Here is an 18,621-nt window from a genome sequence, read left to right on the forward strand (position 1 = left end):
ATAAGTTATCGATGCTGAAACGTTGCAGGTTTGGCAGGAAAAACGGCAGGGTAAACCAGGGCGGCCTCGATTCAGCCACCCGGTGCAGAGAAAAATGTTACTCGAGGGTAGGATTCATATGACGCAGATCGAACGGCGTGATCTGGTAAACGTAGTAGTTCAACCAGTTGGAAAACAGCAGGTGACCATGGCTTCGCCATGAAGCTGCGGGGGGCAATTCGGGGTTGTCATCGGGGAAATAATTTAGCGGTACGCTCGGGTTGAGGCCTGCATCGTTATCACGACAATACTCACCCGCTAGCGTCAGGGCGTCATATTCCGGATGCCCGGTGACAAAGGCCATGCGCTTATCCTTGGTAGCGAACAGATAGGCGCCAGCCAGTTCTGATTCAGCCAGGATATCCAGATCGGTGTACTGCCGCAGGATCTCGGTTGGGAAATCAGCATAGCGGGAGTGAGGAGCCAGGAAGGTTTCATCAAAACCTCGGGTCAGCAAGGCATGTTGGTGCAGCGTACGATGCTGGTACACTCCGGAGAGCTTCACCTCACGCGTCTTCTTTGGAATGCCGTACAGGATGTTTAGCGCGGCCTGCACTGCCCAGCAGACAAACAGGGTTGAAGTCACATGATCCTTGGCCCACTCGATCACTCGCTCGATCTGCGGCCAATAGGCAACATCACAGAAGTCCACCAGGCCCAGCGGAGCGCCGGTGACGATCAGCCCGTCAAAGTTCTCATTCTGGATATCTTCAAAGTTACAGTAGAAATTATTCAGGTGCTCCGTGGGCGTATTCTTCGACTCACGGCTATCGATGCGCAGTAGCTGAATATCGATCTGCAATGGCGAGTTGGAAAGCAAACGCAGAAACTGGTTTTCCGTTTCGATCTTTTTCGGCATCAGGTTGAGGATAAGTACCTTTAACGGCCTGATTTCCTGTGTTTTTGCGCGTGAGGATGTCATGACAAACACGTTCTCATTACGCAAGAAATTGACCGCAGGTAACTCATCAGGAACACGAATCGGCATTGCTTAACCCTCACACATCCGTTTATACGTTTAGACTTCTAGATGCCCGAAGATAGCGCTTTTTTAGCGTCATGTCGAGGATTCAACGGGAAGGTGAAAATGTTTCATCGCCAGGCTGTCAGCCAGTATGGGGAATTTCAAACCGCACAAAAGCAAAAAGGCCATCCTTGCGGATGGCCTCTTGGCTTAATTGATGCTTGGCAGTGTCCTACTCTCGCATGGGGAGACCCCACACTACCATCGGCGCTACGGCGTTTCACTTCTGAGTTCGGCATGGGGTCAGGTGGGACCACCGCGCTATTGCCGCCAAGCAAATTCTTTTGATTCTTTTTTCTGCCGAACTTCTAAACCACTTAAATAAAGTGGTGCTGATACCCAGAGTCGAACTGGGGACCTCACCCTTACCAAGGGTGCGCTCTACCAACTGAGCCATATCAGCACGCTAATTTGATGCCTGGCAGTGTCCTACTCTCGCATGGGGAGACCCCACACTACCATCGGCGCTACGGCGTTTCACTTCTGAGTTCGGCATGGGGTCAGGTGGGACCACCGCGCTATTGCCGCCAGGCAAATTCGTTTCATTCCAACTGCTTCACTCTCGTGTCGCCATCGAAACCAATCTCGGAACTTCGCTGAAAATTGTCGTCTACTCTAAAACACCTTTGGTGTTGTAAGGTTAAGCCTCACGGATCATTAGTACTGGTTAGCTCAATGCATCGCTGCACTTACACACCCAGCCTATCAACGTCTTAGTCTTAAACGTTCCTTCAGGGGCCTTAAAGGCCCAGGGAAGACTCATCTCGAGGCAAGTTTCGCGCTTAGATGCTTTCAGCGCTTATCTTTTCCGCACTTAGCTACCGGGCAGTGCCATTGGCATGACAACCCGAACACCAGTGGTGCGTTCACTCCGGTCCTCTCGTACTAGGAGCAACCCCTCTCAATCTTCCAACGCCCACGGCAGATAGGGACCGAACTGTCTCACGACGTTCTAAACCCAGCTCGCGTACCACTTTAAATGGCGAACAGCCATACCCTTGGGACCTACTTCAGCCCCAGGATGTGATGAGCCGACATCGAGGTGCCAAACACCGCCGTCGATATGAACTCTTGGGCGGTATCAGCCTGTTATCCCCGGAGTACCTTTTATCCGTTGAGCGATGGCCCTTCCATTCAGAACCACCGGATCACTAAGACCTACTTTCGTACCTGCTCGAGCCGTCACTCTCGCAGTCAAGCTAGCTTATGCCTTTGCACTAACCTCACGATGTCCGACCGTGATTAGCTAACCTTCGTGCTCCTCCGTTACTCTTTGGGAGGAGACCGCCCCAGTCAAACTACCCACCAGACACTGTCCTCACCCCGGATTACGGGGCCGAGTTAGAACATCAAACATTAAAGGGTGGTATTTCAAGGTTGGCTCCATGCAGACTGGCGTCCACACTTCAAAGCCTCCCACCTATCCTACACATCAAGGCTCAATGTTCAGTGTCAAGCTATAGTAAAGGTTCACGGGGTCTTTCCGTCTTGCCGCGGGTACACTGCATCTTCACAGCGAGTTCAATTTCACTGAGTCTCGGGTGGAGACAGCCTGGCCATCATTACGCCATTCGTGCAGGTCGGAACTTACCCGACAAGGAATTTCGCTACCTTAGGACCGTTATAGTTACGGCCGCCGTTTACTGGGGCTTCGATCAAGAGCTTCGCCTTGCGGCTGACCCCATCAATTAACCTTCCAGCACCGGGCAGGCGTCACACCGTATACGTCCACTTTCGTGTTTGCACAGTGCTGTGTTTTTATTAAACAGTTGCAGCCAGCTGGTATCTGCGACTGGCTTCAGCTCCGAGAGCAAGTCTCTTCACCTACGCGCCAGCGTGCCTTCTCCCGAAGTTACGGCACCATTTTGCCTAGTTCCTTCACCCGAGTTCTCTCAAGCGCCTTGGTATTCTCTACCTGACCACCTGTGTCGGTTTGGGGTACGATTTGATGTTACCTGATGCTTAGAGGCTTTTCCTGGAAGCAGGGCATCAACTACTTCTGCACCGTAGTGCATCGTCATCACGCCTCAGGGTTGGTAGCGTTCCGGATTTACCAGGAACACCCCCCTACACGCTTAAACCGGGACAACCGTCGCCCGGCTAGCCTAGCCTTCTCCGTCCCCCCTTCGCAGTAACACCGAGTACAGGAATATTAACCTGTTTCCCATCGACTACGCCTTTCGGCCTCGCCTTAGGGGTCGACTCACCCTGCCCCGATTAACGTTGGACAGGAACCCTTGGTCTTCCGGCGAGCGGGTTTTTCACCCGCTTTATCGTTACTTATGTCAGCATTCGCACTTCTGATACCTCCAGCAAACCTCACAGTTCACCTTCAACGGCTTACAGAACGCTCCCCTACCCAACAACGCCTGAGCGTCGCTGCCGCAGCTTCGGTGCATGGTTTAGCCCCGTTACATCTTCCGCGCAGGCCGACTCGACCAGTGAGCTATTACGCTTTCTTTAAATGATGGCTGCTTCTAAGCCAACATCCTGGCTGTCTATGCCTTCCCACATCGTTTCCCACTTAACCATGACTTTGGGACCTTAGCTGGCGGTCTGGGTTGTTTCCCTCTTCACGACGGACGTTAGCACCCGCCGTGTGTCTCCCGTGATAACATTCTTCGGTATTCGGAGTTTGCATCGGTTTGGTAAGCCGGGATGGCCCCCTAGCCGAAACAGTGCTCTACCCCCGAAGATGAGTTCACGAGGCGCTACCTAAATAGCTTTCGGGGAGAACCAGCTATCTCCCGGTTTGATTGGCCTTTCACCCCCAGCCACAAGTCATCCGCTAATTTTTCAACATTAGTCGGTTCGGTCCTCCAGTTAGTGTTACCCAACCTTCAACCTGCCCATGGCTAGATCACCGGGTTTCGGGTCTATACCTTGCAACTATTCGCCCAGTTAAGACTCGGTTTCCCTACGGCTCCCCTATACGGTTAACCTTGCTACAAAATATAAGTCGCTGACCCATTATACAAAAGGTACGCAGTCACACCACGAAGGTGCTCCCACTGCTTGTACGTACACGGTTTCAGGTTCTATTTCACTCCCCTCGCCGGGGTTCTTTTCGCCTTTCCCTCACGGTACTGGTTCACTATCGGTCAGTCAGGAGTATTTAGCCTTGGAGGATGGTCCCCCCATATTCAGACAGGATGTCACGTGTCCCGCCCTACTCATCGAACTCACAGTTAATGCATTTTAGTGTACGGGGCTATCACCCTTTGCTGCGCGACTTTCCAGACGCTTCCACTAACACAAGAACTGATTCAGGTTCTGGGCTGTTCCCCGTTCGCTCGCCGCTACTAGGGGAATCTCGGTTGATTTCTTTTCCTCGGGGTACTTAGATGTTTCAGTTCCCCCGGTTCGCCTCGTATGGCTATGTATTCACCATACGATAGTGTGTCGAAACACACTGGGTTTCCCCATTCGGGTATTGCCGGTTATAACGGTTCATATCACCTTACCGACACTTTTCGCAGATTAGCACGCCCTTCATCGCCTCTGACTGCCTAGGCATCCACCGTGTACGCTTAGTCACTTAACCTCACAACCCGAAGGTGTTTCTGTAAACAGAGAACACTGTCGTGCTGTTTATTTGAGAGACTCTATGACAGGTTAATCCTTACCCCAGTACATCTACGGAGGGATAAGTTTCAGCTGTCATGTTTCAATTTTCAGCTTGTTCCAGATTGTTAAAGAGCAATATCTTAAACACGACTCGCAAGAGTCATCTTTAAGATAATCAGTCACGAATGACCGGTGATAATGTCTTTCACTCATTATCGTATGGCGTCCCCAAGGGGATTCGAACCCCTGTTACAGCCGTGAAAGGGCAGTGTCCTAGGCCTCTAGACGATGGGGACCCGAAATTTGCTTATCGAATCACTGATTCGATAATTTCGGGTAAAGGTGAGATTTTTCGTGAAAAATCGAGCGCCATTGTTATTTGTCACTGCACTAGACAGTCACAAACTTCCCGGCACTTACCTATACCACAAGGTTTTGTTTGCTCATTACTTTTCATCAGACAATCTGTGTGGACACTGCACTCAACTGCATATCTTTAGGTAAGGAGGTGATCCAACCGCAGGTTCCCCTACGGTTACCTTGTTACGACTTCACCCCAGTCATGAATCACAAAGTGGTAAGCGCCCTCCCGAAGGTTAAGCTACCTACTTCTTTTGCAACCCACTCCCATGGTGTGACGGGCGGTGTGTACAAGGCCCGGGAACGTATTCACCGTAGCATTCTGATCTACGATTACTAGCGATTCCGACTTCACGGAGTCGAGTTGCAGACTCCGATCCGGACTACGACATACTTTATGAGGTCCGCTTGCTCTCGCGAGTTCGCTTCTCTTTGTATATGCCATTGTAGCACGTGTGTAGCCCTACTCGTAAGGGCCATGATGACTTGACGTCATCCCCACCTTCCTCCGGTTTATCACCGGCAGTCTCCTTTGAGTTCCCGCCATGACGCGCTGGCAACAAAGGATAAGGGTTGCGCTCGTTGCGGGACTTAACCCAACATTTCACAACACGAGCTGACGACAGCCATGCAGCACCTGTCTCACAGTTCCCGAAGGCACCAATCCATCTCTGGAAAGTTCTGTGGATGTCAAGAGTAGGTAAGGTTCTTCGCGTTGCATCGAATTAAACCACATGCTCCACCGCTTGTGCGGGCCCCCGTCAATTCATTTGAGTTTTAACCTTGCGGCCGTACTCCCCAGGCGGTCGACTTAACGCGTTAGCTCCGGAAGCCACGCCTCAAGGGCACAACCTCCAAGTCGACATCGTTTACAGCGTGGACTACCAGGGTATCTAATCCTGTTTGCTCCCCACGCTTTCGCACCTGAGCGTCAGTCTTTGTCCAGGGGGCCGCCTTCGCCACCGGTATTCCTCCAGATCTCTACGCATTTCACCGCTACACCTGGAATTCTACCCCCCTCTACAAGACTCTAGCTTGCCAGTTTCAAATGCAGTTCCCAAGTTAAGCTCGGGGATTTCACATCTGACTTAACAAACCGCCTGCGTGCGCTTTACGCCCAGTAATTCCGATTAACGCTTGCACCCTCCGTATTACCGCGGCTGCTGGCACGGAGTTAGCCGGTGCTTCTTCTGCGAGTAACGTCAATGAACAGTGCTATTAACACTGAACCCTTCCTCCTCGCTGAAAGTGCTTTACAACCCGAAGGCCTTCTTCACACACGCGGCATGGCTGCATCAGGCTTGCGCCCATTGTGCAATATTCCCCACTGCTGCCTCCCGTAGGAGTCTGGACCGTGTCTCAGTTCCAGTGTGGCTGGTCATCCTCTCAGACCAGCTAGGGATCGTCGCCTAGGTGAGCCATTACCTCACCTACTAGCTAATCCCATCTGGGCACATCCGATGGTGTGAGGCCCGAAGGTCCCCCACTTTGGTCCGAAGACGTTATGCGGTATTAGCTACCGTTTCCAGTAGTTATCCCCCTCCATCGGGCAGTTTCCCAGACATTACTCACCCGTCCGCCGCTCGTCACCCAGGAGCAAGCTCCCTGTGCTACCGCTCGACTTGCATGTGTTAGGCCTGCCGCCAGCGTTCAATCTGAGCCATGATCAAACTCTTCAATTAAAAGCTTGATTTGCTTCAACTCGTGAAGCGATGCTCGAAAATTAACTTTCGTAATCATTCATTCGCATGAATGACTGCTTGGTCACTCTTCAAGACTTGATATTTTTTTGCTACCGAAGTAGCTGGATATCGTCTTGTGAGTGCCCACACAGATTGTCTGATAAATTGTTAAAGAGCAGTGAGTTACGCGCTTTCGCTTGCTAACTCGAGGAGGCGTATACTACGCTTTCCTCTTTCAGAGTCAACCTTAATTTCAGGTTTTTTCTCTGCGACCCCTGGAGACTCTGTGAAGTTGTTCACATGTTCCGTGTCGATGGAGGCGCATTATAGGGATCCCATTTTTTTCCACAACCCCTTTTTAGATCTTTTCTTACCGACTGCGCACTTTTCCGCCCTTTCGCACGGATCTTGCCCGATCAAGGTCGTTTTACCGACGATCCCCCGTGTTAACTGGTTGTAATTCCATCGTCAAAGTCTAGTATTGCCGGTAATAAGATCCTTATACGAGGCAATCCCATGTCCAATTCAGTGCGTCCTTATCTGCATTACTCCCCTCAAATTGGCCAACGCGTCATGATCGATCCTTCCAGCGTAGTGATCGGCAACGTTGATCTGGCTGATGACGTCAGCGTTTGGCCCTTGGTTGCCATCCGCGGTGATGTCAACGCGGTAAAGATCGGCGCACGCAGTAATATCCAGGATGGCAGCATTCTGCATGTCACCCATCAATCCGATTATAATCCGGCGGGTTACCCTTTACTGATCGGCGAGGATGTCACCGTTGGGCATAAAGCCATGCTGCATGGTTGTACCATCGGTAATCGCGTTTTGGTGGGGATGGGCTCCATTCTGCTCGACGGTGCCGTAATAGAAGATGATGTGATGATTGGTGCAGGTAGCCTGGTCGCACCCGGCAAGCATCTGGAGAGTGGCTACTTATATGTAGGCAGCCCTGCACGCCGGGTTAGAGCCTTGACCCCGGCGGAACTGGAAGGGCTACGCTATTCGGCCAATAACTATGTACGTTGGAAAGACGAATATCTCAGTGAAGATATCTAACTGCCCCGCCCTGCTTGCCAGAGCGGGGCCCCCTCACACCGCCATTTCCTGACGTAATTGCTGCAATACCGGTTCGATCTCCGGCATCACGCCATGCCATAAAAAGAAAGCATGGGCAGCCTGCCCCACCAGCATGCCTAAACCGTCCGCATAATGTTGCGCCCCCAACTGCTGAGCCCAGGCCAGGAATGGGGTGCTGCCCTGTTGGTAGAACATGTCATAGCACCGGGTCGTGCTGTGGATAATACTGTCAGGCAGTGCCGGGATCTCCCCCTTGAATCCTGAAGCAGTCGCGTTGATCACTAAATCAAAATGCTGTTGATCCAGCCGATCCAGCGGCAAGGCAGCGATCTCCCCCAGATGCCGGAACGCCGCTGCCAACTCCTCGGCACGGCTGAAGGTGCGGTTGGTCAACACCACTTCACAACCAAAAGAGAGCAATGGCAGGATCACGCCGCGCGCAGCACCACCGGCTCCAACCAGCAACACGCGGTCACTTGGCAGAATCAACCGTTGGCGTTCAAGATCAGACAGCAAACCGATACCGTCGGTGTTATCCCCCAGCAGCTTTCCATCGGGCAATACCTTTAGCGTATTCACCGCACCGGCCATTGCCGCCCTTTCGCTAAGTTCGCTTGCTGCCTCATAGGCACATTCTTTAAAAGGGACGGTGACGTTGGCCCCTTGACCACCAGCAGCAATAAACCGTTGCAAGGTAGGTACAAATCCGTCCAACGGAGCCAGTACCGTGCCGTAGGGGTGTTCGATCCCGGTTTGCTGCGCAAACAGCGCGTGGATGCGTGGGGACTTGCTATGAGCAATCGGGTTACCGAATACCGCGAACTTCTCCATAGATCTAGCCTCTAGCCCTGACGGATCTGCTCACCGGTCAAAGCATCTCTGATTTCAGAAGGGTTTAACCGGCCACCCACGTTACCTGCCAGCACCGGGAAAGCGTCACCAAACTGCTGTATCACTTCGGCTACGGTGCGGCACGGCTCCTCACCGCTTAAGTTGGCACTGGTTGACACCAGCGGCTTACCGAACTGGCGGCACAGCTGTTGCACCAAAGGATGATCGCTAACGCGCACGGCCAACGAACTAAAGCGGCCTGTCAGCAGGGCTGGCGTTTGCGGTTTTGCCGGGATCACCCAGGTTACCGGGCCAGGCCAACTGGCAAAGATCGTGGCACGCTGCTGCTCGTTCAATGCGCCATCATCAATATACGGCGCTAGCTGAGCATAATCGGCAGCGATCAGGATCAAGCCTTTTTCCCACGGACGTTGTTTCAAGGCCAACAGCTGTCTGACGGCCTGTTCGCTATCTGGGTCACACCCCAGACCGAATACCGCTTCTGTTGGATAAGCGATTACTTGCTGGTTTTCCAGCGCGGCAATAATAGGCGCGAATGCGGAAGTTTGTTCTGGGTTCATAGCTTGATTATTCTGAGATAGCGACGGGTTTTCCGCACAGTTTACTGGCGCAGCAAAGCGTTGGGCCTTTTGCCGTGCGCTTTTCCATCAGTAATGGATAGTGGCAGTAAGCACACTCACCGGCGACGGGTTTAAAATTGAGTACAAACTGACATTCCGGATAGCGATCGCAGGAATGGAACACCTTGCCATAGCGAGATTTGCGCTGCAGCAGTTGGCCTTGGCCACACTGAGGGCAGGCGATGCTGGTTTCATCCGGTTTGTCGATCACTTCAGTATGATCGCAGTCGGGATAATGGCTGCAACCGATAAACATGCCATAACGTCCCTGGCGCAACACCAGCGTTGCCTGGCATTTCGGGCATTGCTGGCCCTCCAGCACTTTGACGATATGGCCATCCGCCTGCGCTTTCAAAGGCCGGATATACTCGCACTGCGGATATTGAGAACAGCCGAGGAAGGGGCCGTGGCGACCACTGCGGATCACCAACTCGGCCCCGCATTCCGGACAGGGTTCATTTTGCCTCGCGGCAAAAATCGCTGGTTTTGTCATAACGTCTTCTATGCCTGTTACCTACTCAGTGCAGGTAACCTTCGTTTACTTCAAATAACAGTTCTTCCATCTGCTGATAGGCGCTCTCATATCCGGGGATATTGAACAACACCATCAGCACTACCCATTTCAGATCTTCGAGATCAAATTCCGTATTATCCAAAGCCATAACACGATCGATAACCATTTCACGGGTTTCGAGGTTCAATACCTGGATCTGTTCTAGGAACAGGAGAAAACCACGGCAACCGGCATCTAAACGCACGCTCTCTTCTTCGGTGTAGATCCGCATAGCCAGCGGATCGGCATCCATAAAATAAGGGGCATTCTCGCCTTCCTGGAGGTCTGCAAGCTTTTCGAGCCAATTCAACGCGTTGAAGATATCATCACGATCAAATCCTGCTTCGGTAAGATCGTCGGTCAAGGTATCCTGATCAACGTGCATCTCTGGCTCATTGTGGATATAGGTCTCAAACAAATACATGAGTACGTCGAACATGGCATGCCCTCCTTATTCGGACATAGCCGCCGGGTACAGCTGCGATCCAACCTGCTAACTCCAGATCGAGTAATTTGATTACTACCTCTGGCACAGGTTGGCCGGCACGTTCAGCGACGACGTCAACAGGTGTCACCTCATCTCCTACGTTAGCCAACACATCGGCAAATGGCAATTCAACTTCGGCCTCTGATGCAGAAATAGTTGTATTTTCGCTCACGGACAGCCATTGCAGACCACTTCCCAGCTGTTCTGCGATATCTTTTGGGCCGGTGACCAGGCTGGCCCCCTGCTGGATCAGCCAATGAGTTCCCTCGCTCATCGGGTTACCCAATGCTCCCGGCAGGGCAAACACTTCGCGCCCCTGTTCTAACGCATAGCGCGCGGTGATCAGCGACCCGCTACGCAATGAAGCCTCTATGACCACCACACCCGCGCTTAATCCACTAATAATACGGTTACGACGCGGGAAATGAGCCGCCAGCGGCAAATCGGTAGCCAGATGCTCGGAAATCACCGCGCCACCCTGCTCAATGATTTGCTCCGCCAGCCGGCGATGGCGGCGTGGGTAGATATTTGCCAGACCGCTACCCAATACCGCAATGGTGACCCCTTCAGCCTCCAAAGTGGCACGGTGACAGATCCCGTCAATGCCAATCGCCAAGCCGCTGGTGATGGCGAAACCGCAATGCACCAACCCGCTGGCAAAGTAACTGCCCCACTGCTCGCCATAGTGGCTGAACTGACGGCTACCCACCATAGCGATTTGCGGCTGTTGCAAAACCTCTATATCTCCCTGCACCATCAGTAATAACGGCGCGTCATCGATATGCGCCAAGAGTTCGGGATACGCTGGCTCACCGTATCGCACCATCTGATTGCCCGGCTGCTCCAGCCAGTTGAGCGTTGCCTTGAGATATTGCCCATGCCCCCGCCGAAACTGCCTTTGCTGCTGGTCATTCAGCCCCAGGGGCTTAAGCAACCGATAAGGATCGCCGCCTTCGGCAATCAGGCGATCGATAATCTGGCTGGCCTGCGGGGCGTCGATCTTTGTCACCGCATGCATACGTAGAGCGATTTCTTCTGGCCGCATGGAGCATTCCCTCGCTGCAATTAGGGGATTACCAATTCGTGCAATTGGTCTGGGATGCTGTCAATCAGGCCAAGAAATGTCTAGAATAGAAGCTAATCACTGTTCATCACTCGGATACAGATCTTAAGATATATGTCAGTCTTGCAGGTATTACATTTCCCAGACGAGCGGCTACGCAAAATTGCGGCCCCGGTAAAAGAAGTCAATGCAGATATCCAGCGCATCGTGGATGATATGTTTGAAACCATGTACGCAGAGGAAGGCATTGGCCTGGCTGCGACACAGGTCGATATTCATCAGCGCATTATCGTCATCGACGTTTCTGAAAACCGCGATCAACGCCTGGTGTTGATCAACCCGGAACTGCTGGAAAAAAGCGGTGAAACCGGTATCGAAGAAGGCTGTCTTTCCATCCCTGAGCAACGCGCCTTGGTGCCACGCGCAGAGAAAGTGAAGATCCGCGCCCTCAATCGTGAAGGACAACCTTTTGAGCTTGAGGCCGATGACCTGCTGGCAATCTGTATCCAGCACGAAATGGATCATCTGGTTGGCAAACTGTTTGTCGATTACCTGTCGCCGTTGAAACGCCAACGTATCCGTCAGAAACTGGAAAAAATGGCCAAGCTTGAAGCTCGCGCCTAACCGATCAGGAAATCAACGTGTCTGACTCTTTACGGATTATTTTTGCCGGAACTCCAGACTTTGCAGCGCGTCACCTAGACGCGCTGTTGTCATCTGGGCACCAGGTGGTCGGCGTCTTCACCCAGCCCGATCGCCCCGCAGGCCGCGGTAACAAACTGACGCCAAGCCCGGTCAAGGTGCTGGCCGAACAGCATCAAATCCCCGTTTTCCAGCCTAAGTCACTGCGCCCGCAAGAGAATCAGCATCTGGTTGCCGACCTGAATGCGGACGTGATGGTGGTGGTAGCCTATGGCCTGATCCTGCCGAAAGCCGTGCTGGATATGCCTCGCCTGGGCTGTATCAACGTTCATGGTTCTCTGCTGCCACGCTGGCGCGGTGCGGCACCGATCCAACGCGCTTTGTGGGCTGGCGATAGCGAAACTGGCGTAACCATCATGCAAATGGACGTGGGTCTCGATACCGGCGACATGATGCACAAGATCGCTTGCTCGATCGAAGCCACGGATACCAGTGCCAGCCTGTACAACAAGCTGGCAGAACTGGGGCCACAAGGGCTGTTGATTACCTTGCAGCAATTGGCGGCGGGTACGGTGCAGCGAGAAGTTCAAGACGAAGCGCTGGTGACCTACGCAGAAAAGCTGAGCAAGGAAGAGGCACGCCTGGATTGGAGCCTTTCTGCCGAACAGTTGGAACGCTGTATTCGTGCTTTCAACCCTTGGCCAATCAGCTATTTCACCATCGACGATCAACCGGTGAAAGTCTGGCAGGCAACCGTGCTGGCGGAAACCGCCAACGCAGAACCGGGTACTATCGTGCACGCCGACAAGCACGGCATTCAGGTGGCTACCGCGCAAGGTATTCTCAACCTCACGCAGCTCCAGCCTGCCGGTAAAAAACCGATGTCGGCACAAGATTTACTGAATTCTCGCCGCGAATGGTTCACGCCGGGCAACCGGTTATAAGCCACTCCCATTGCCCGGCCATTGTTGCCGGGCTGTTCGTTTCTTAATGCCGATCGTAATCCGCCTTAGCCTATGAAAAACAATTACAATCTCCGAAGCATTGCTGCCAAGGCCATCGGCCAGGTACTGGATCAAGGGCAGTCGCTCAGCACCATTTTGCCCGCATTACAAAAAAACATTTCTGATAAAGACCGTGGGCTATTGCAGGAGCTCTGCTTTGGTACGCTGCGGGTGCTGCCGCAGCTCGAATGGTGCATCCAGCAGTTAATGGCAAAGCCTATGACCGGTAAACAGCGCCCACTGCACTATTTGCTGATGGTTGGCCTGTATCAGTTGCTGTATACCCGTATTCCACCGCACGCAGTGTTAGCCGAAACGGTTGAAGGCGCGGTCGCCTTGAAGCGCCCACAGCTGAAAGGATTGATTAACGGTGTACTGCGCCAGTTCCAACGCCAGCAAGAAGAACTGCTGGCACGTGCAGCCAATAACGAAAGCCGCTATCTGCACCCTAGCTGGTTGCTTAAACGCATCAAACTGGCTTATCCGGCACAGTGGGAACAGATCGTTGATGCCAATAATCAGAAGCCGCCAATGTGGCTGCGCGTTAATCGTCTGCACCATACCCGTGAAGATTATCTGCAGCTTATGCAGCAGGCCGGCATTGCTGCCGAGCCTCATGCGGAGTATCGCGACGCAGTGCGCTTGTTGGCCCCGTGCCCAGTAACGGACTTGCCCGGCTTCTCCGAGGGCTGGGTAACGGTACAAGACGCCTCCGCTCAAGGTTGCGTTGATCTGCTGGATCCGCAAAACGGCGAACAGATCCTCGATCTTTGCGCAGCCCCCGGCGGCAAAACGACCCATATTCTGGAAGCCGCTCCTAAAGCTCACGTGCTCGCCGTGGATATTGACGAACAGCGTTTAAGCCGGGTGAAAGAAAACCTGCAGCGCCTGCGCCAGCATGCAGAAGTTCGCCAGGGTGATGGCCGCACCCCGCAGGAATGGTGCGGTGACCAACAGTTCGATCGTATCCTGTTGGATGCCCCTTGCTCCGCCACCGGCGTTATTCGCCGCCACCCGGATATCAAATGGCTGCGTCGTGACAGCGATATCGCCGAGCTGGCCGCCTTACAGAGTGAGATTTTGGAAGCCATCTGGCCACGCCTGAAACCCGGCGGCGTGATGGTCTATGCCACCTGCTCTATTCTGCCGCAGGAAAATAGCGAGCAGATAGCCGCGTTCCTGCAACGTCACGGCGATGCCAAGCTGGTTGAAACCGGCGATGTACAATCACCAGGTAAACAGAATCTTCCTCATCCTGAGGATGGCGATGGTTTCTTTTACGCTAAGCTGATTAAAATATAACTGTTCAGGGAGCGCCCGCGGGCGTTCTCAACTATCGGCTACGGCCGTCGCAGATCGAGCAGAGAAATCGATGAAAATAATTATTCTTGGCGCAGGACAAGTAGGCGGAACACTGGCTGAAAACCTGGTGGGTGAAAATAACGATATCACCGTGGTCGATACCGATACCGGGCGCCTACGCCAGTTGCAGGACAAGTTTGACCTGCGCGTCGTCCAGGGGCACGGTTCCCATCCGCGCGTATTACGCGAAGCCGGTGCCGAAGATGCCGATATGCTGGTTGCCGTCACCAACTCTGACGAAACCAATATGGTCGCCTGTCAGATCGCTTATACGCTGTTTAATACCCCGAACCGTATTGCACGGATCCGGGCGCCAGATTATATCCGTGAGTCCGAGAAGCTATTCCATCCAGAAGCGGTGCCCATCGACCACCTGATCTCACCCGAGCAGTTGGTTATCGATTACATCTACAAGCTGATCGAATACCCTGGCGCTTTGCAGGTGGTGAACTTTGCCGATGGCAAAGTCAGCATCGCCGCAGTGAAGGCCTATTATGGCGGCCCACTGGTGGGGAATGCGCTGTCTGCTATGCGCGAGCATATGCCACATATCGATACTCGCGTGGCGGCTATTTTCCGCCATGACCGCCCGATACGCCCGCAAGGCTCGACCATAATCGAAGCCGGCGATGAGGTGTTCTTCGTTGCCGCATCACAGCATATCCGCGCGGTAATGAGTGAACTACAACGGCTCGAAAAGCCCTACAAACGCATCATGATCGTCGGCGGTGGTAACGTAGGTGCCGGACTGGCGCATCGGTTGGAAAAATCGTACAACGTGAAGCTGATTGAGAAAAACCAGCAACGTGCCGCCGAACTGGCAGAGCAACTGCACGATACCATCGTATTTTACGGTGATGCCTCCGATCAGGAACTGCTGGCCGAAGAGCATGTCGAGCAGGTGGACGTATTTATTGCCATCACCAACGATGACGAAGCCAATATCATGTCTGCCATGCTGGCCAAGCGCATGGGGGCCAAAAAGGTGATGGTATTGATCCAGCGCCGTGCCTATGTCGATCTGGTCCAGGGCAGCGTGATTGATATCGCAATTTCGCCACAGCAGGCCACCATCTCCGCGCTGCTGGGGCACGTACGTAAAGCCGATATTGTCAGCGTCTCCTCATTGCGCCGCGGCGTTGCCGAAGCCATTGAAGCGATTGCCCATGGCGATGAAAGCACCTCCAAGGTGGTAGGCCGTATGGTCGAAGAGATTAAGCTGCCGCCAGGTACCACCATTGGCGCGATCGTGCGCGGCGATGATGTGATCATTGCCAACGGCAACAGCAGGATCCAGCAAGGCGACCACGTGATCATGTTTATTACCGATAAGAAATTTGTGCCAGACGTTGAACGCCTGTTCCAACCAAGCCCGTTCTTCTTATAGATACTTAAATCATGCGAATGATTTTTTGACACATCCCAAGTCGAGGATTAGGAAAAACAAAAAATTTTCCTATACTGATTGTGTCAAAGGGGAATTGCTTTGTTAAAATTGCGTTACTAATTTTTTGAGGGGTGTTCTGATGGGTATGTTAAAAGAGTTCCGCGAATTTGCCATGCGTGGCAACGTGGTCGATCTGGCAGTAGGTGTGATCATTGGCGCGGCATTCGGTAAAATCGTGTCTTCTCTGGTTGCCGACATCATCATGCCACCTTTGGGGCTGTTGATCGGTGGCGTTGATTTCAAACAGTTCCATCTGGTACTGCGTGAAGCCAAAGACAATGTCCCAGCGGTAGTGATGAACTATGGCTCCTTCCTGCAGAATATCTTTGATTTCGTGATCGTCGCCTTTGCGATCTTTATGGCCATCAAATTGATGAACAAAATGCGCCGTAAAGAAGTTGAAGAGCCAGCCGCACCGCCTGCGCCAACCGCAGAAGAGAAGCTGCTGACAGAAATCCGCGATCTGCTGAGTCAGCAACAGCAGCCGAAGCTGTAATTCACCGCTTATAACGCTAAAAGCCATCTTACGAGATGGCTTTTTTGTGGGTTAAAACCAGAAGGCCAGTGGTAAATTGTCGTTGGGCAATTTACCACTGGCCTCCCAGTTACCGCCTTTTGCATGTTTGTCTTTACGCCGGTAGCTGCCTTTCCCTTTACTGTTCTTCTCTACCCGTTGGCGGAAAAGAGGGTCATGTAGCAACGCCTCAATAGCATTGTCCTGGATCTTGCCTTTGGTATGACGATATTGAGTCATCATGGTCTTCCTGTTGGTTGGTGATAATAAACGCGCCGATAATACTGCTGGCCAGATAAAAATTAAAGCCCCATACGCCGTTAAACCGCACTTTTAGCTTTCTCTTCGCTGGCTCCCTGCTCCAAAGCCTCCAGGATCGAACAATAATTGCTGGTGTGTTCGCTACCACAGCAGGCATCGCTGAGCCTTTTCAGCGACTCACGCATTCTGGTTAACTCGGTCAGTTTGCTTTCAACCTCATGCAGGCGCGCATCAACGATGGACTTCGACTCTTCGCAGGTGTGATGCTCTGGATCTACACGGATAGACAGCAACTCGGCAATAGTTTCCAGCGTAAAGCCCAGCTGTTTTGCGTAGCGGATAAAACGCAGACGCTGTAAGTCCTGATCGCTATACAGCCGGTAACCGCCCTCGGTACGAACATGATGATCCATCATGCCTTGCTTCTCGTAATAGCGCACAGTATCTGGCGTTACGCCAGCCAGCTTGGCTAATTGCCCAATCTTGAACATCATGACTTCTCCGTGTTGCACTTATCACTGATAGCCTGAGCATAGCGAATATGGGGAGGGATCTTAAGCATTGCCGGGAGGGAAGAGCACGTTTGGCGAGCTACAGATGTAAAAAAACCGGGCAAGCCCGGTTTTTTTACGCTTCCACAGATTACTCTGCAGTTGCTACTTCTGCTTGAGACTCAGCACGATCAACCAGCTCGATGTATGCCATCGGCGCGTTGTCGCCTGCGCGGAAGCCACACTTCAGAATGCGAGTGTAACCACCGGCACGGCTCGCAAAACGCGGGCCTAGCTCGTTAAACAGTTTTGCCACGATCTCGTTATCACGAGTACGGGCGAATGCCAGACGACGATTAGCAACGCTGTCGGTCTTGGCAAGAGTAATCAGCGGCTCAACAACGCGACGCAGCTCTTTCGCTTTTGGCAGGGTCGTCTTGATGATCTCATGACGAACCAAAGAGCCGGCCATGTTACGGAACATAGCCTGGCGATGGCTGCTGTTACGGTTCAGTTGACGACCACTCTTACGATGGCGCATGACCTTATCCTTCTCAGTAAAACCTTAACCTGTGATCCGGTTACTCGTCAGCAATGCTAGCCGGTGGCCAATTTTCCAGGCGCATGCCCAGAGAAAGTCCACGGGAAGCCAGCACGTCTTTAATCTCAGTAAGAGATTTTTTACCCAGGTTAGGCGTTTTCAACAGCTCAACCTCGGTACGCTGTACCAGATCACCGATGTAGTGGATAGCTTCTGCCTTAAGGCAGTTAGCAGAGCGGACAGTCAATTCCAGATCGTCAACAGGGCGCAGCAGGATCGGATCGAACTCTGGTTTCTCTTCTTTCACTTCCGGCTGACGTACATCACGTAGGTCAACGAAAGCTTCCAGTTGTTCAGCCAGAATGGTGGCCGCACGGCGGATCGCCTCTTCAGGATCGATCGTACCATTGGTTTCCATCTCGATGACCAGCTTGTCCAGGTCAGTACGCTGTTCTACACGCGCTGCTTCAACATTGTAGGCAATACGCTCTACAGGGCTATAGCAGGCGTCAACCAACAGACGACCAATCGGGCGCTCATCTTCTTCCGAATGAATTCGGGCAGAAGCCGGCACATAACCACGACCGCGCTGAACTTTGATACGCATGCTGATAGCAGCGTTCTCATCGGTCAGGTGGCAGATAACGTGCTGCGGCTTGACGATTTCGACATCACCATCATGGGTAATGTCGGCAGCGGTCACAGGGCCAATGCCAGATTTATTCAGGGTAAGAATAACTTCATCTTTCCCTTGAACTCTCACCGCCAGCCCTTTCAGGTTGAGCAAGATCTCCAGGATATCTTCCTGTACGCCTTCTTTGGTGCTGTACTCATGTAGTACACCATCAATCTCAACCTCGGTCACCGCGCAACCCGGCATAGATGAAAGCAGAATACGGCGCAGTGCGTTGCCAAGAGTATGGCCAAAGCCACGCTCTAACGGCTCAAGGGTCACCTTGGCGTGCGTCGAACTGACTTGCTCGATATCTACCAGGCGCGGTTTTAGAAACTCTGTCACAGAACCCTGCATTG

General features: G+C 52.7%; 16 protein-coding genes, 2 tRNA genes and 4 rRNA genes. 6 read left to right on the forward strand and 16 right to left on the reverse strand.

Going from position 1 to position 18,621, the window contains the following annotated elements:
* Positions 1–97: 97 nt before the first annotated feature.
* The 7 genes from metA to KGP16_RS24260 all read right to left on the reverse strand — a co-directional run bounded on the left by metA (position 98) and on the right by KGP16_RS24260 (position 6,672).
* Positions 98–1,027 (reverse strand): homoserine O-succinyltransferase, encoded by a 930-nt coding sequence (metA, locus tag KGP16_RS24230; RefSeq protein ID WP_059199050.1) that lies wholly within the window; start codon positions 1,025–1,027, stop codon positions 98–100.
* Between the two features lie 195 nt (positions 1,028–1,222).
* Positions 1,223–1,338 (reverse strand): 5S ribosomal RNA (rrf, locus tag KGP16_RS24235).
* Between the two features lie 52 nt (positions 1,339–1,390).
* A tRNA-Thr gene (locus tag KGP16_RS24240) sits at positions 1,391–1,466 on the reverse strand.
* A 13-nt stretch (positions 1,467–1,479) separates the two neighbouring features.
* A 5S ribosomal RNA gene (gene rrf, locus KGP16_RS24245) occupies positions 1,480–1,595 on the reverse strand.
* 104 nt (positions 1,596–1,699) lie between these two features.
* Positions 1,700–4,607 (reverse strand): 23S ribosomal RNA (locus KGP16_RS24250).
* Positions 4,608–4,850: 243 nt separating this feature from the next.
* Positions 4,851–4,926, reverse strand: a tRNA-Glu gene (locus tag KGP16_RS24255).
* Positions 4,927–5,131: 205 nt separating this feature from the next.
* Positions 5,132–6,672: ribosomal RNA gene (locus KGP16_RS24260) — 16S ribosomal RNA — on the reverse strand.
* Together the 16S, 23S and 5S rRNA genes with 2 tRNA genes alongside form the textbook arrangement of a ribosomal RNA operon.
* A 516-nt stretch (positions 6,673–7,188) precedes the next feature.
* On the opposite strand from KGP16_RS24260, the gene KGP16_RS24265 reads away from it, so the two are divergent.
* Positions 7,189–7,731, forward strand: a complete 543-nt coding sequence (locus KGP16_RS24265) for a gamma carbonic anhydrase family protein (RefSeq protein WP_021808115.1) — start codon at positions 7,189–7,191, stop codon at positions 7,729–7,731.
* Between the two features lie 33 nt (positions 7,732–7,764).
* Here KGP16_RS24265 and aroE read toward each other — a convergent pair whose 3' ends face one another.
* From aroE to dprA, 5 genes are read right to left on the reverse strand one after another with little or no spacing between them, the layout of a single operon-like run.
* Entirely contained in the window at positions 7,765–8,583 is an 819-nt protein-coding gene (aroE, locus tag KGP16_RS24270) for a shikimate dehydrogenase (RefSeq protein ID WP_179249392.1), read from the reverse strand.
* A gap of 11 nt (positions 8,584–8,594) precedes the next feature.
* Positions 8,595–9,164, reverse strand: coding sequence for an L-threonylcarbamoyladenylate synthase type 1 TsaC (gene tsaC, locus KGP16_RS24275; RefSeq protein WP_021808117.1), 570 nt, complete (start codon positions 9,162–9,164; stop codon positions 8,595–8,597).
* A 7-nt stretch (positions 9,165–9,171) separates the two neighbouring features.
* Positions 9,172–9,717 (reverse strand): type I DNA topoisomerase, encoded by a 546-nt coding sequence (locus KGP16_RS24280; protein WP_021182205.1) that lies wholly within the window; start codon positions 9,715–9,717, stop codon positions 9,172–9,174.
* A gap of 25 nt (positions 9,718–9,742) precedes the next feature.
* Positions 9,743–10,216 (reverse strand): DUF494 family protein, encoded by a 474-nt coding sequence (locus KGP16_RS24285; RefSeq protein WP_021182206.1) that lies wholly within the window; start codon positions 10,214–10,216, stop codon positions 9,743–9,745.
* Positions 10,188–11,309: a DNA-protecting protein DprA gene (gene dprA / locus KGP16_RS24290; RefSeq protein ID WP_059199488.1), complete on the reverse strand. Its 1,122-nt coding sequence runs from the start codon at positions 11,307–11,309 to the stop codon at positions 10,188–10,190. Before dprA ends, KGP16_RS24285 begins: the two co-directional genes overlap by 29 nt.
* Positions 11,310–11,441: 132 nt before the next feature.
* Between dprA and def the strand changes: the two genes are divergently transcribed.
* The 5 genes from def to mscL all read left to right on the forward strand — a co-directional run bounded on the left by def (position 11,442) and on the right by mscL (position 16,278).
* Positions 11,442–11,951, forward strand: coding sequence for a peptide deformylase (def, locus tag KGP16_RS24295; RefSeq protein WP_021182208.1), 510 nt, complete (start codon positions 11,442–11,444; stop codon positions 11,949–11,951).
* Between the two features lie 17 nt (positions 11,952–11,968).
* Positions 11,969–12,913: a methionyl-tRNA formyltransferase gene (gene fmt / locus KGP16_RS24300; protein WP_071683074.1), complete on the forward strand. Its 945-nt coding sequence runs from the start codon at positions 11,969–11,971 to the stop codon at positions 12,911–12,913.
* 72 nt (positions 12,914–12,985) lie between these two features.
* The gene (rsmB, locus tag KGP16_RS24305) at positions 12,986–14,275 is read left to right on the forward strand and encodes a 16S rRNA (cytosine(967)-C(5))-methyltransferase RsmB (RefSeq protein WP_094983206.1); all 1,290 of its coding nucleotides are present in this window, start codon (positions 12,986–12,988) and stop codon (positions 14,273–14,275) included.
* 70 nt (positions 14,276–14,345) lie between these two features.
* A complete protein-coding gene (trkA, locus tag KGP16_RS24310; RefSeq protein WP_021182211.1) occupies positions 14,346–15,722 on the forward strand; it encodes a Trk system potassium transporter TrkA in 1,377 nt (458 codons plus the stop codon).
* Between the two features lie 139 nt (positions 15,723–15,861).
* Positions 15,862–16,278, forward strand: a complete 417-nt coding sequence (mscL, locus tag KGP16_RS24315) for a large-conductance mechanosensitive channel protein MscL (RefSeq protein WP_021808121.1) — start codon at positions 15,862–15,864, stop codon at positions 16,276–16,278.
* A gap of 51 nt (positions 16,279–16,329) precedes the next feature.
* Here the strand turns inward: mscL and KGP16_RS24320 are convergent, their stop codons facing one another.
* The 4 genes from KGP16_RS24320 to rpoA all read right to left on the reverse strand — a co-directional run bounded on the left by KGP16_RS24320 (position 16,330) and on the right by rpoA (position 18,619).
* Positions 16,330–16,536, reverse strand: a complete 207-nt coding sequence (locus KGP16_RS24320; RefSeq protein WP_021808122.1) for an alternative ribosome-rescue factor A — start codon at positions 16,534–16,536, stop codon at positions 16,330–16,332.
* Between the two features lie 80 nt (positions 16,537–16,616).
* On the reverse strand, positions 16,617–17,048 hold the full coding sequence (gene zntR, locus KGP16_RS24325; protein WP_037376737.1) for a Zn(2+)-responsive transcriptional regulator: 432 nt from the start codon (positions 17,046–17,048) through the stop codon (positions 16,617–16,619).
* Between the two features lie 151 nt (positions 17,049–17,199).
* Positions 17,200–17,589, reverse strand: a complete 390-nt coding sequence (rplQ, locus tag KGP16_RS24330) for a 50S ribosomal protein L17 (protein WP_004929726.1) — start codon at positions 17,587–17,589, stop codon at positions 17,200–17,202.
* A 40-nt stretch (positions 17,590–17,629) separates the two neighbouring features.
* Positions 17,630–18,619 carry a DNA-directed RNA polymerase subunit alpha gene (rpoA, locus tag KGP16_RS24335; protein ID WP_002919219.1) on the reverse strand — a complete coding sequence of 330 codons (990 nt, stop codon included), beginning with the start codon at positions 18,617–18,619 and terminating at the stop codon, positions 17,630–17,632.
* Positions 18,620–18,621 lie beyond the last annotated feature (2 nt).

This window comes from Serratia sp. JSRIV006 (assembly GCF_019968685.1).
Taxonomy (GTDB): domain Bacteria; phylum Pseudomonadota; class Gammaproteobacteria; order Enterobacterales; family Enterobacteriaceae; genus Chania; species Chania fonticola_B.